Origin of the sequence: Coleofasciculus sp. FACHB-542 (genome assembly GCF_014695825.1) — a bacterium.
Taxonomy (GTDB): domain Bacteria; phylum Cyanobacteriota; class Cyanobacteriia; order Cyanobacteriales; family FACHB-T130; genus FACHB-T130.
This window is the reverse complement of the sequence record NZ_JACJPB010000044.1, coordinates 105,412-117,484: the sequence shown is the minus strand read 5'-3', so window position 1 is coordinate 117,484 and position 12,073 is coordinate 105,412. Positions and strand designations below refer to the sequence as shown.

The window sequence follows — 12,073 nt, the reverse complement described above, 5'->3', positions numbered from 1 at the left end:
GAAGCCCCTCTTCTCCTAGGGGAGGGATTTGGGGAGTCAACCCAACCGACAATCTACAATCTGTTATTGGCTTGAATTGGAAAAAGAAACTATGTTGGCAATACCTTTAACGCAAAACAAAAATGGTCTTCGTTTCTCAGGAAATCCGAACAATCAAAATCCAGTCTGGCAGGGTTCTTTAAATTCTGTAGCTTTTGATGAAGAAGGTATCAAGACTAAACTGCTGAATTTAGATAAACCCTGTTACATCGTTAGCAAGCAAGGCCAAATTGGGGTCACGAACGAAGGTTATTTAGGGGATGCTAATAACGGCAAAACTGAATCCGTGGAAACTTTGACAGCAGTGCCACCGCTAGTTCCTCAACAGTTGGGAGACCCCAGTTTCCTGACTTTTCACGGGGTAAAATATACTTATAGTACGGGGTCAATGGCGAATGGCATTGCCTCCGAAGAAATGGTAATTGCCCTTGGTAAAGAAAAGATTCTCAGTGCCTTTGGTGCCGCGGGCTTAGTTCCTTCTCGCATTGAAACTGCTATTCACCGCATTCAGCAAGCACTTCCAGAAGGGCCTTATGCATTTAATTTGATCCACAGTCCTAGCGAAGCTGCAATCGAGCGGGGTGCAATCAATTTATATCTCAAATACGGCGTCACCACCGTAGAAGCTTCCGCATTTCTGGATTTGACACCCAACATTGTTTATTATCGGGCAGCAGGACTTAGCCTCAATTCGGCGAATCAAATCGAGATCAAAAACAAAATCATTGCCAAAGTTTCTAGGACAGAAGTTGCAACTAAATTTTTGCAACCAGCACCCACTAAAATGCTCAAGCAATTGGTTGCTCAAGGGCTAATTACTGAGTTGCAAGCTTCCTTGGCTGAAAAAATTCCAATGGCTGACGATATCACTGTAGAAGCCGATTCTGGCGGTCATACAGATAATCGTCCCCTAGTTTGTCTCCTACCTTCGATTCTGGCTCTTAGGGATGAAATTCAGGAAAAATATGGTTACGAACAACCTGTCAGAGTTGGAGCGGCTGGAGGAATTGGTACACCGCAGTCAGCATTAGGGGCATTTATGATGGGAGCCGCTTATGTGGTGACAGGCTCCATTAACCAATCCTGTCTTGAAGCTGGAGCTTCTACTCATACCAAAAACTTGCTAGCTCAAGCGGCTATGGCTGATGTGAGTATGGCACCAGCGGCGGATATGTTTGAAATGGGGGTGAAATTGCAAGTCCTGAAACGTGGCAGTCTCTTCCCAATGCGGGCGCAAAAACTCTTTGATTTCTACAAGAACTATGACTCAATTGAAGAAATTCCGGTTGTGGAAAGAGAGAAATTAGAAAAAGAAATCTTCAGGAAGAGTCTAGAGTCGGTTTGGGAAGATACGGTTGCTTATTTTTCTCAACGCGACCCGGATCAAATAACCAGAGCAGATAACAATCCTAAACGTAAAATGGCTCTGATTTTCCGCTCCTATTTGGGCTTGTCCTCCCGTTGGTCTAATGCGGGTGAGAAAGGTCGTGAAATGGATTATCAAATCTGGTGTGGCCCCTCAATGGGATCGTTTAATGAATGGGTGAAGGGTTCTTATCTGGCTCAAGCGAATAATCGTCGTGTAGTTGATGTTGCCGATCACATAATGATTGGTGCTGGCTTTTTGTACCGGCTGCAAAACTTGAAACTACAGGGGTTATCGATGCCTGCACAATACTGGAACTATTGTCCAAAACCTCTTTTTTAGGATAGTCTAAACATTTTTGGTACCAGGGGCTGGCATTTTAAAGAACTTTGCCGTAAAAAGCCTCTGGGCTGTCTCTATCGGTATGCCTTAAACTGTGGAGGCAAGCGATCGCGTATAGGCGTTTTTATGTTTTGATTAAGACGCTTTTGAGTTAGTCTGCGCGATCGCTTTTGTCACTCCCAAGAACTCGCGCAAAGTCGCTGAAGCATCGTCCTGTCGCCATACAGCCGCCATTGGGACAGTTGGTGTTGGTTCAGCGATGTTTTTGTATAAGACACCCTTGCGTTGAAGATTTTGGACATTAGCAGGGAGCAAGGCAACTCCAACCCCACCAGCGACTAAGCCGAGTATTGTTAGCATCAGCGTTCCTTCCTGGATGACAACGGGGGAAATACCCGATTGTTGGCACAGATGTTCGAGCTGTTCAGATAAGACTGGAGAGAATTGACGAGAAGGAAGGATGAACACTTCCTGTGCCAGTGCTTTTAAGGAAACTTGAGGTTGGCTCGCCAGTGGATGAGTCTCTGGTAAAGCGACAATTAAAGACTCATGGCAAATCGTCATCCAGGATAAATCAACTTCTTCTTGCATCCAGGACGGCAAATGGAAAAAGCCAACATCCAGATGGCGATCGCGCAGTGCTTGCATTTGGATGGAAGTTGCTAACTCTCGCCAGACGAGTTCCACAAGCGGAAAACGTTCAAGATAAACTCGCAGAATATCTGGCAAAAAGCTGTTTGCCATTGAGCTAGTAAAGCCGATTACCAAACGCCCGATTTCTCCACGACTAGCACGTTGCGCCATATTGACCGCACGATCTACGCTAGCGATCGCGCTTCGAGCTTCGTCTAAAAAGACTCTTCCAGCGAGGGTTAACTGGAGCGGTCGCTGGGTGCGATCGAACAGCTGCACTCCCAGATCGTCTTCGAGATCGTGAATTTGTTTGCTCAAGGGAGGTTGCGCGATATGCAGACGAGCAGCAGCACGAGAGAAGTTTAACTCCTCTGCAACCGCGATGAAGTAATGCAAATGCCGAAGCTCCATTCGTTCTTCACCACTATGTCTTTGCCCTAATCTTGGCAAGATAGGAATGCAAATGTCAAATTAATATCAGTTTTTAAACACTATATCTTTGCAATATAGTTGCCTAGCCAAGAAAGTATTAGACATCTAGTAAACCCTTCGTTAATCTAGATGAAAAGACGTTATCAACCTCAACACATCTAAGTTAATAGATAGTGTTGTAAATAAGTATAGGGAGCCATTATTTTATGAAGAAGATCGAGCGTGTTGCCATTGTAGGGGGAACGCACGGAAACGAACTCACCGGAATTTACTTAGTGAAGAAATTCGAGCGATCGCCCAACTTGATTCAGCGACCTAGCTTTGAAACTCTTACCCTGTTAGCGAATCCCAAAGCCTATGAAATCGGGAAACGGTATGTTGATACCGACCTTAATCGCTGTTTTCTTCGCCAGGATTTGGAGAATTCGAGTCTTTCTAGTTACGAAGCGCAACGAGCCAAGGAGATTTATGGGAAATTTGGCTCTGGGGGGAGCCATCAGGCAGATTTGGTTGTTGATTTACACAGCAGTACAGCAAACATGGAGCTAACAATTATTCTCGCTAGCAAGCAACCTTTTAACCTTCAATTAGCGGCTTATCTCACATCTTTTCATTCAAAAGTGAAGGTACTTTACTCGACAACCAGAAATCAAGGCACCCCTCATCTGGACTCAATTTGTGAATTCGGCTGCACAGTTGAAGTCGGTGCGGTGGCTCAAGGGGTATTAGATGCAACTTTATTTCAGCAAACGGAGGAACTTGTCCAGGCAATTTTAGACTACACGGAAGCCTACAACCAGGGAACGCCACCTCCTGTAAGAGATACCCTTACCGTTTATCACAGCATCCAGACAATAGACTATCCCAGGAATGAGTTTGGAGAGATTCAGGCAATGATTCATCCCCAGCTTCAATTTAGAGATTATGAAGCGCTTCATCCCGGCGATCTCATGTTTTTAACGTTTGATGGTCAAGCGATCGCTTATGAAGGTGAAGCAACAGTTTATCCAGTCTTTATCAATGAAGCAGCCTACTATGAAAAAGGAGTTGCTATGTGTTTGACTGAAAAGCAGGAAGTCACCATTTAGCAAAAGTCTCAAGTGTCGAATTCAGATTAAATCATTTCTAACTCTTCGTCAGTTAAAAAATATCGCGAACTTGGAATTGTGGATTTTATTGATTAACAAAAATAAAAAGTAAATCGGTAATTCAAAAACACAAAGGAGTCATAAATGAAGGCGCAGCAGGCAGAACTTTACCAAAGTATTCAAGAATTCCCCCTTGACGATCCGGAGTCTGCTTTTCCCTTTAGTCAAAGGTTAGCAAGAGAAAACGGTTGGACGGCTCAATATACTCAGCGTGCCATTAACGAATACAAAAAGTTTATTTTTCTTGCCCTTGTAGTTGGGCATCCTGTCACGCCTTCCGATCAAGTAGATCGAGTTTGGCATTTGCACTTAACTTACACTCATTCCTACTGGGATGAGTTTTGTGACAAAGTTTTAAAAAAACCATTGCACCATCACCCAACGAAGGGCGGTTCCAGCGAACAGGATAATTTTTACAGGTGCTATAACGAGACGCTGATTAGCTACGAAAAACTCTTTGGACAGCAACCTCCTAGCGATATCTGGTCACCACCCAACACTCGATTTGGTAAAGACATTGAGTGCAGACAAGTCAACACTCATCGGTACTGGATCGTACCCAAACCATCTTTTACTCTGACTTGGTTGCCATCTATTTATCTCCCTCGCTTGCCTTTGGGGCAATTCCTAGCGATCGCTCTATTGTCATTTATATTAGTTCTAACTATCAGCAGCTCTACGCTACTGATAGCAGGGATTTCTACTCAGACAACTCACTCTATAAGCTCTGAATTAGCACTGGCTCAAACAAGCGAAAATTCTCCGCTACCTCGCAAGACTCCAACCCCTACTCCTAAGAACAAAGATCGTCCTACTTCGGAAAAATCTTCAGGATCGTTTTGGTGGTGGCTGCCAATATTCCTCATTTTTTCCCTGTTCGGAAGTCGCGGCAATAACAGTGGTGGTGGTAGTAATGATAGTACGAACAACGGCTGCGGCTGTGGCTGTATGTGATCGGGCATCTGTTTAAGACTGGACAAGAGACATACAACTAGAGAAACCCTGTCCAAAACCCTTGAGTGGGCGTCATTTTTGGCGTTACCTTCAGCAATCAGGTATCACCAGGATGGATTTCTGATTGATCGGTGCAAACCCCAAAAATCTTCTAACAGCGACTGTTCTCGTAATTCTTAATTGCTTTTTACTTGGCTACCGTGGCTGCGAGGATCATCCTGACTAACTTTGGCGGGTGTAACGGGTGATTGGAAGGCAGAAACCTGTCCCCCAGCTTGGGCGTAAGGCAGAGGTACAGAAGCAACAAGGGCGTCAATGTTTGCCTGCATGACGGGACGAGGCACCTCACCAATCGTTTGAGCGATCGCGTCTCCGTTATTGCCGAAATAGACAAAATGGGGAATCCCATCAACGCGGTAGCGCGTCATCTCTGGCAACCACTTATTGTTATCCACATTTAGCATGACAAAATTCATCGAATCAGCATACTGCTCTTTCAGTTCGCCCAGATCCTTTGCCATTGCCTGACAGCTGGTACACCAGTTCGCATAAAATTCCATCAACGTCGGCTTGCCATTGCTCAAAGCCACTTCTAACGGTGTAGATTGCTCAGCTTGGGTGTCCAGGGAAACTGAACTTGTCTCAGTTTGTAGTCCCAAGAATAGGAAAACGCTGAGGACAATCGCTACTAAAGCAATCAAGAAGTTTGTGACACGTTTCGCGCCGGTTCCTAGCGACGGCGGCTGGGAGGTTGCAGTTGATTCAGGTGAATTCACAGCCATCGAAGATTTTTTCACGATTGTTATAGATGAGCTACCTTTAGTGTACCAACTCCCTCCAGAGCTACCTTTGCCGTGAAAAAACGAGTAACGTTGACTTTTCCCAAACGAGCGATTCAGATGCCAGTAACTTATCGACTGGCGAAGGATTTTAATGTAGCGGCGAATATTATTCGTGCCCAAGTGGCACCCAATCAAATTGGGAAGCTAGTGGTGGAACTTTTGGGCGATATTGATGCAATAGATGCGGGAATCGAATGGATGCGATCGCAAGACATCAGCGTTTCTTTTGCCAGTCGCGAGATCGCGATCGATGAAGACGTTTGCGTTCACTGCGGGTTATGCACTGGCGTTTGCCCCACAGAAGCTTTGACGTTAGAACCGCAGACATTTCGGCTTAATTTTACGCGATCGCGCTGTATTGTCTGCGAACAGTGCATTCCCACCTGTCCCGTAGAGGCAATTTCCACTAATTTTTGAATTGAAAATGCCTCTTTTTGGCGAATTGAGTCCAAGACTAGGCGATCGCATAATTGTAGTAACCGCAGCGCTCTTGAATGGCAGCGATCGCATCGAGGATCGTGCTAAGAGCAACGCTATTCTCCGATTTTAAGAGCATCTGGCGTAGATGAGGCAATGCTCCAGCGCTGCCGATTTTCCCTAGACTATAGGCAGCCTTCTCCCGAACGCTAACGTCTTCGTGGTTAACAGCTTGCCTGAGCGCCCCTACAGCCGACGGGCTATTGATTTGACCTAAGGCCCAAGCAGCACTCCCTCGAACGCTAGCGTCTGGGTGGTTGAGAGCTTGTCGCAGTGCTGCTACCGCCGCTGGAGTGCCGATTTGACCTAATGCCCAAGCAGCGCTTCCACCCACAGTCGCGTCTTCATCGTTCAACGCCCCCAACAGCCCCACCACCGCAGCCGGAGAACCGATTTCCCCTAAAGCCTCCGCAGTCTTCTCGCGCACCCGATAGTCGGTATCGTGCAAAGCCTCCAGCAGCCCGGTTACGGCAATCTGGCAGCCAGTGCTGCCTAAAGCAGAGGCAGCATTTTCGCGCACCCGATAGTCGGTATCGTGCAAAGCCTCTAGAAGTCCCGCTACCGCTGCTGGGGAGCCTATTTTTTCTAACGCAGCGGCAGCACTTTGACGAACCCCAAAGTCTTCATCATGTAACGCTTGTCGCAGCCCCACAACGCTGACTTCACTGCCGATTTTCCCTAAAGCCTCAGCCGCTTTTTCTCGAACATCAAAGTTTGGATGGTTTAAAGCTTTCAGTAGCGCCGCTACGCCTTCCTCCTTGCCCATAGAACCCAGGGCATAGGCAGCCATCCAACCCACCCACGAATCGTCATCGTCCAAAGCTTCTAAAAGCCCAGCTACCGCCGCTTGGGCAGGCGCAGGCTCGATGCCCTTTCTGCCGATTTTCCTTAAAGCATAGGCAGCACCCCTGCGAACATAAAAGTCACGATCCTTTAAAGCTTCTAGCAACCCTGACATTGCCGCCGGAGAACCGACTAAACCTAACCCATAGGCAGCACAACTGCGAACCTCATAATCTTCATCTTTCAGCGCCTTCAGCAGCCCCGATACTGCCAACGGATTGCGGGTAAGGCCTAAGCCGAATGCAGCCCTCTCGCGCACCCGATAGTCTCGATCCTGCAACACTTCCAGTAGTGTCGCCACCGCCTCCTCGCTGCCAATTTTTCCTAAAGCATAGGCAGCTCTTCGGCGAACATCAAAGTCATCATCGTTCAACGCTTGCCGTAGCGCCATCACCGTTTCTTGCGTGCCAATCGAACCTAATGCTTCGGCTGCTTTTTGACGCACCCGATAGTTTTCATCATTTAACGCTTGCAGTAGCGCTGATACCGCCTGCTGAGTGGGAATTTGACCTAAAGCATAGGCAGCATTGTAACGCACCCGAAAATCTGCATCGTTCAAAGCTTCCAGTAGCGCCGACACTGCTTCCTCGGTGGGGGTTTGACCTAAAGCGTAGGCAGCTCTCCCACGCACATCAAAGTCCTCATCGTTCAATGCTTGCCGCAGCACCCCTACGGCTGCCTGGGTACCAATCGCGCCTAAGGCATAAGCTGCACTCTCGCGCACCTGAAAATCTTCATCGTTCAACGCTTGCCGCAACCCCATCACTGCGGCATCGGTGCCGATAGAACCTAATCCATAAGCTGCACTCAAGCGAACACCAGAGTCGTCATCGTTCAATACTTCCAGCAGCGCTGTCACGACTGCATCGGTGCCGATGGAAGCTAAGCCATAAGCTGCACTTTCACGCACCTTATCGTCAGGGTGGTGAAGCGCTGGGAGTAGGCTGGGGATTGCACTATCAGAGCCAGTGATGCCTAAAAGTTGAAATTTCAACTCTTGAGGAACTTCTAGAGAAGCAACTAAACCGACGGTTGCGGCTTGAAACTCCGGTTTAACGGCTCCTGCCATCTGTGCGCCTAACCTCAAATCCACTTCTAAGGCTAACTTCACGACTCGCACTACCTGAGCTTTTTCCTCCAAGCGCTGTAACATCTGGACTATGGGGTCTGTCCATTTCAGATAATTTAAATATTCCTGTTTGAGCTGGTCATCACTCAGTGAGAGTACCTGTTGGAGGAGGTTTTCGGCGGTGTAAGATTCCTGAATCGGTTGGTGATGCAATTCCATCTAGTTGCCTTCTCACATTTGAATCAATGGGTGCTTGAGCAAACCGTCTAGGCTACGTCCGACTCAGCAAAAAAATATATGACTTTGATTTTAACGAACGACGACGGAATAGACGCTCCTGGAATCCGAGCGCTGCACAAGGCGATGAATGGCAAGGGGATGATTGTGGCTCCTCAAGACCATTTATCCGGATGCGGTCATCAGGTGACGACAACTCAAGCGATTCATGTCCGGCGTCGCTCGGATTTTGAATATGCGATCGCGGGTACTCCCGCTGATTGCGTTCGCATTGCACTTACGCATCTTTGCCCTACTGTCAAGTTTGTCCTTTCTGGCATCAACGCCGGTGGCAACTTAGGAGCCGATGTTTACATTTCAGGGACTGTCGCCGCTGTGCGCGAAGCAGCCTTTCATGGCATTCCGGGGATTGCCGTTTCCCACTATCGCAAAGGTAAACTGAATGTCGATTGGGATGTGGCGGCGAGGTGGACGGCTGGAATTTTAGCCGATCTACTCAACCGTACCATTGAACCGGGAACGTTTTGGAATGTGAATTTGCCGCATTTGTTACCCGGAGATCCCGATCCGGAAGTGGTGTTTTGCGAACCTTCTCGGCAACCCTTGCCAGTTAACTATCGCGTTGAAGGCGATAATTTTTACTACGTCGGAGAATATGCCAAACGCGATCGCACTCCTGGTAGCGATGTTGATGTCTGCTTTTCCGGCAAAATCGCCGTAACTCAGCTGCGACTTTAAAAAAGGTGAGGTAAGATACCGCTCCCATAAGAGTTAGCGAAAATCCCTTAATGCAGTCCCTTCGTGTAAGATAGCCAAGGTTAAATTGAACTCAATAGTGGTGGAACCATCCGAAGCACAATACCTAATTCTCAACGCCTTAGATACCTTAGAGCTACTTAGCAATGCGGTGTATGATGAAGACACAGGAATTTGGGTAATTGAAACCCCTAGCAATGTCTTACCCTATGCTCGACTCCTGCAAAATAGCGATATTGTTCCTATCAAATGGGTATCGGAACGATGACAAAACCTACTGAGATTGAAAAGCAACAGTATGCAAGAATAAAAGAACTTTTTGCTTTATCTCGACAGCGCTACTTGGATGCAGGAGGCGATCCTCGAAAGCGCCCAAGTGGTCTTAAAGGTGATGATTACTTGACCGATGAAGAAAGGCAAGAACTATTTGCGATCGCTCGCGGTGGAGTTAAAATCATCGGGGACGAAGTTCACTGTGAAGGGCGGTCTTGGAAAATATCCGCAAAAGATATAAATAATTAGAATTAATCAAAATGCGAATTTTAATCATGGGCGGAACCCGTTTTATCGGGGTTTATCTAACAAAAATTTTGGCAGAACAAGGACATGAAGTGGTGCTGTTCAATCGGGGAAATAAACCAGCGCCCGTTGAAGGTATCAAACAAATTCAGGGCGATCGCACGGATGCTTCGCAACTAAAAGAAAAGTTATCTCAAGAAAAATTTGACGCAATTTTTGATAATAATGGTCGGGAATTGAGCGACACCCAACCTTTAGTAGAAATTTTTAAGGATCGGGTGCAGCATTTTATCTACATGAGTTCTGCGGGTGTGTATCAAAAGTCAGATCAGATGCCTCATGTAGAAGGGGATGCCGTCGATCCAAAAAGTCGTCACAAAGGTAAGCATGAAACGGAAGCTTACCTAGCACAACAGAAAGTGCCTTTTACGTCGATTCGTCCTACCTATATTTACGGCCCACAGAATTATAACGATCTGGAAGCTTGGTTTTTCGACCGGATTGTGCGCGATCGCCCAATTCTCATGCCCGGACATGGCTTCCATCTCACCCAACTCGGTCATGTAAAAGACTTAGCGGTGGCAATGGCAGCAGTTTTGGGCAATTCTCAGGCAGTGGGACAGATTTATAATGTGTCGGGCGATCGCTATGTTACTTTTGATGGTCTAGCGCGTGCTTGTGCGATTGCAGCCGGGAAGTCCCCTGAGAATTTACAAATTCTCCACTACGAACCCAAAAAGTTTGACTTTGGCAAACGCAAAGCTTTTCCTTTCCGACTTCAGCACTTCTTCGCCTCAGTAAATAAAGCCAAGGCTGAACTAAGATGGCAACCAGAATATGACTTAATTTCTGGGCTAAAAAACTCGTTCCAGAAAGATTATCTTGCCTCTGGTCGGAACAAAGCCGAGATAGATTTCTCAATTGATAACGAAATTCTAGAAGCAGGCTAAATCAACTACAAAGACACGAAGACACGAAAGAGCGATTAGTCGTTGTAGAGATACGATGAATCGTATCTCTACTAGCTAACCGCTGAGGGTTGCTCGGTTTTTTGGGGGAGAAGGTAAATAACTCCAGAAATCAAAGTAAAGGCAACGGAAATCCAGAAAGCAATTATGGCGGGAATTTCCCAAAAGACAGGCAGAGGTGCGATCAAAAGCGCGATCGCAATAATTTGACTGACTGTTTTTAACTTGCCCCAAATATTTGCTCCACTAATGGTCGTTTTGTTAACGCGCCAACCCGCGATCGCTAACTCTCTTGCCAAAATTAGAAATACGCCCCATGCCGGTACTTGACCGAGTTGAATGAGCGGCAGTAGCGGAGCCAACACCAGTAATTTATCAACTAACGGGTCAAGAAATTTACCCAAATCTGTAACTTGATTCAATTTACGAGCCAAGTAGCCATCTAACCAATCCGTAGCCGCCGCAACCAGAAAAATTACCAATCCCACAGTGCGAGTTTCAGTTGTTGGGGTGTCCAGGCAATAAAGCAGAACTGGCAAGGCCAGTAAGCGAGATAAAGTAATCCAGTTGGGTAGCGTCATAACAAGCATCGATCTGATAAGTTAAAAAGACTGTAGACTCCGGACGGTTTCGCGTCCAGAGTCTACAGCCTGAAATTCTAAGTTTACAGTTAGCGATTCGCGATTCGCTTTTTAACAAGCACCTTTCTTCTTCACAACTGCCATCACCGTCTTGAAAATCAAGCTGAGGTCGTAAGCAACAGACCACTTTTGCTGGTAATCAATATCCATGCGGACGATGTCTTCAAAGTCTTGGACGCTAGAACGACCGTTCGCTTGCCACTCGCCAGTAATTCCCGGCTTAACATTCAATCTTTCCCAGTGATGAGCATCGTAGCGCATGACTTCATCAACGGTCGGCGGACGGGTTCCTACTAAGCTCATGTCTCCCATCAGAACGTTCCAAAACTGCGGGAATTCATCTAAGCTGGTGCGACGTAAGAACTTACCGATGCGGGTAATTCGGGGGTCATTTTCGTTTTTAAAAATATGCCCTTTCGCTTGGTTATCGACCAGATGCTTGAGCTTCTCTGCACCAACAACCATCGAACGGAATTTCCAGATGCGGAACTTGCGTCCATTCAAACCGCAGCGAATCTGACTGTAAAAGACAGGACCTGGGTTATCCAGTTGCATTGCGATCGCAACTGGAATTGTAATTGTCGCTGCGATCGCTAACCCCACGACGCCTCCCAAGATATCAATCAGGCGCTTCTCTTTGCTAGTGACAGAGGGATGACAGCTTGGCTGTTTTGTAACATCAACCAGATAGATTTCATCAAACGCCGACGAAGCAACGTCGAGGGATTCGGGGAGGTGGGAAGTAGTAATCACTGTTTTTAAGTTGGCTTCTAGAATCAGGTTGCTCTTATGTCAATATAGGCAACA

13 protein-coding genes are annotated in these 12,073 nt (G+C 46.8%); 8 read left to right on the top strand and 5 right to left on the bottom strand.

Annotated elements, in window-relative coordinates:
• Positions 1-91: 91 nt before the first annotated feature.
• The gene (locus H6F52_RS17340; RefSeq protein WP_190536221.1) at positions 92-1,747 is read left to right on the top strand and encodes a PfaD family polyunsaturated fatty acid/polyketide biosynthesis protein; all 1,656 of its coding nucleotides are present in this window, start codon (positions 92-94) and stop codon (positions 1,745-1,747) included.
• Between the two features lie 135 nt (positions 1,748-1,882).
• Here H6F52_RS17340 and H6F52_RS17335 read toward each other — a convergent pair whose 3' ends face one another.
• Positions 1,883-2,791 carry a LysR substrate-binding domain-containing protein gene (locus H6F52_RS17335; RefSeq protein ID WP_190536220.1) on the bottom strand — a complete coding sequence of 303 codons (909 nt, stop codon included), beginning with the start codon at positions 2,789-2,791 and terminating at the stop codon, positions 1,883-1,885.
• 227 nt (positions 2,792-3,018) lie between these two features.
• Between H6F52_RS17335 and H6F52_RS17330 the strand changes: the two genes are divergently transcribed.
• Positions 3,019-3,900 carry an aspartoacylase gene (locus tag H6F52_RS17330; protein ID WP_190536219.1) on the top strand — a complete coding sequence of 294 codons (882 nt, stop codon included), beginning with the start codon at positions 3,019-3,021 and terminating at the stop codon, positions 3,898-3,900.
• Positions 3,901-4,044: 144 nt separating this feature from the next.
• Positions 4,045-4,914, top strand: coding sequence for a hypothetical protein (locus H6F52_RS17325; RefSeq protein WP_190536218.1), 870 nt, complete (start codon positions 4,045-4,047; stop codon positions 4,912-4,914).
• 176 nt (positions 4,915-5,090) lie between these two features.
• Here H6F52_RS17325 and H6F52_RS17320 read toward each other — a convergent pair whose 3' ends face one another.
• The gene (locus H6F52_RS17320; RefSeq protein WP_190439919.1) at positions 5,091-5,696 is read right to left on the bottom strand and encodes a thioredoxin family protein; all 606 of its coding nucleotides are present in this window, start codon (positions 5,694-5,696) and stop codon (positions 5,091-5,093) included.
• 72 nt (positions 5,697-5,768) lie between these two features.
• Between H6F52_RS17320 and H6F52_RS17315 the strand changes: the two genes are divergently transcribed.
• Complete coding sequence (locus H6F52_RS17315; RefSeq protein WP_190412776.1) at positions 5,769-6,173, top strand: NIL domain-containing protein; 405 nt, start codon at positions 5,769-5,771, stop codon at positions 6,171-6,173.
• 37 nt (positions 6,174-6,210) lie between these two features.
• Here H6F52_RS17315 and H6F52_RS17310 read toward each other — a convergent pair whose 3' ends face one another.
• Complete coding sequence (locus H6F52_RS17310) at positions 6,211-8,364, bottom strand: HEAT repeat domain-containing protein (RefSeq protein WP_190536217.1); 2,154 nt, start codon at positions 8,362-8,364, stop codon at positions 6,211-6,213.
• Positions 8,365-8,442: 78 nt separating this feature from the next.
• Between H6F52_RS17310 and surE the strand changes: the two genes are divergently transcribed.
• The 4 genes from surE (at position 8,443) to H6F52_RS17290 (ending at position 10,607) form a co-directional block, all read left to right on the top strand.
• Entirely contained in the window at positions 8,443-9,120 is a 678-nt protein-coding gene (gene surE, locus H6F52_RS17305) for a 5'/3'-nucleotidase SurE (protein ID WP_190536216.1), read from the top strand.
• A 100-nt stretch (positions 9,121-9,220) separates the two neighbouring features.
• A complete protein-coding gene (locus tag H6F52_RS17300) occupies positions 9,221-9,406 on the top strand; it encodes a hypothetical protein (RefSeq protein ID WP_190412893.1) in 186 nt (61 codons plus the stop codon).
• Complete coding sequence (locus tag H6F52_RS17295; protein ID WP_190412779.1) at positions 9,403-9,660, top strand: hypothetical protein; 258 nt, start codon at positions 9,403-9,405, stop codon at positions 9,658-9,660. The genes H6F52_RS17300 and H6F52_RS17295 overlap by 4 nt, the downstream gene beginning before the upstream one ends.
• Before the next feature lie 11 nt (positions 9,661-9,671).
• Complete coding sequence (locus H6F52_RS17290) at positions 9,672-10,607, top strand: NAD-dependent epimerase/dehydratase family protein (RefSeq protein ID WP_190536215.1); 936 nt, start codon at positions 9,672-9,674, stop codon at positions 10,605-10,607.
• 71 nt (positions 10,608-10,678) lie between these two features.
• Here H6F52_RS17290 and pgsA read toward each other — a convergent pair whose 3' ends face one another.
• Entirely contained in the window at positions 10,679-11,206 is a 528-nt protein-coding gene (gene pgsA, locus H6F52_RS17285; protein WP_190536214.1) for a CDP-diacylglycerol--glycerol-3-phosphate 3-phosphatidyltransferase, read from the bottom strand.
• A gap of 111 nt (positions 11,207-11,317) precedes the next feature.
• Positions 11,318-11,959 (bottom strand): sugar transferase, encoded by a 642-nt coding sequence (locus H6F52_RS17280; protein WP_347275936.1) that lies wholly within the window; start codon positions 11,957-11,959, stop codon positions 11,318-11,320.
• Between the last annotated feature and the right edge of the window lie 114 nt (positions 11,960-12,073).

What these genes read in the sequence shown, in the direction of transcription:
- H6F52_RS17335 (WP_190536220.1), bottom strand. Translation starts at nt 2,791, where the DNA reads ATGGAGCTTCGGCATTTGCATTACTTCATCGCGGTTGCAGAGGAGTTA.
- H6F52_RS17295 (WP_190412779.1), top strand. Translation starts at nt 9,403, where the DNA reads ATGACAAAACCTACTGAGATTGAAAAGCAACAGTATGCAAGAATAAAA.
- H6F52_RS17330 (WP_190536219.1), top strand. Translation starts at nt 3,019, where the DNA reads ATGAAGAAGATCGAGCGTGTTGCCATTGTAGGGGGAACGCACGGAAAC.
- H6F52_RS17340 (WP_190536221.1), top strand. Translation starts at nt 92, where the DNA reads ATGTTGGCAATACCTTTAACGCAAAACAAAAATGGTCTTCGTTTCTCA.
- surE (WP_190536216.1), top strand. Translation starts at nt 8,443, where the DNA reads ATGACTTTGATTTTAACGAACGACGACGGAATAGACGCTCCTGGAATC.
- H6F52_RS17310 (WP_190536217.1), bottom strand. Translation starts at nt 8,364, where the DNA reads ATGGAATTGCATCACCAACCGATTCAGGAATCTTACACCGCCGAAAAC.
- H6F52_RS17320 (WP_190439919.1), bottom strand. Translation starts at nt 5,696, where the DNA reads ATGGCTGTGAATTCACCTGAATCAACTGCAACCTCCCAGCCGCCGTCG.
- H6F52_RS17290 (WP_190536215.1), top strand. Translation starts at nt 9,672, where the DNA reads ATGCGAATTTTAATCATGGGCGGAACCCGTTTTATCGGGGTTTATCTA.
- pgsA (WP_190536214.1), bottom strand. Translation starts at nt 11,206, where the DNA reads ATGACGCTACCCAACTGGATTACTTTATCTCGCTTACTGGCCTTGCCA.
- H6F52_RS17325 (WP_190536218.1), top strand. Translation starts at nt 4,045, where the DNA reads ATGAAGGCGCAGCAGGCAGAACTTTACCAAAGTATTCAAGAATTCCCC.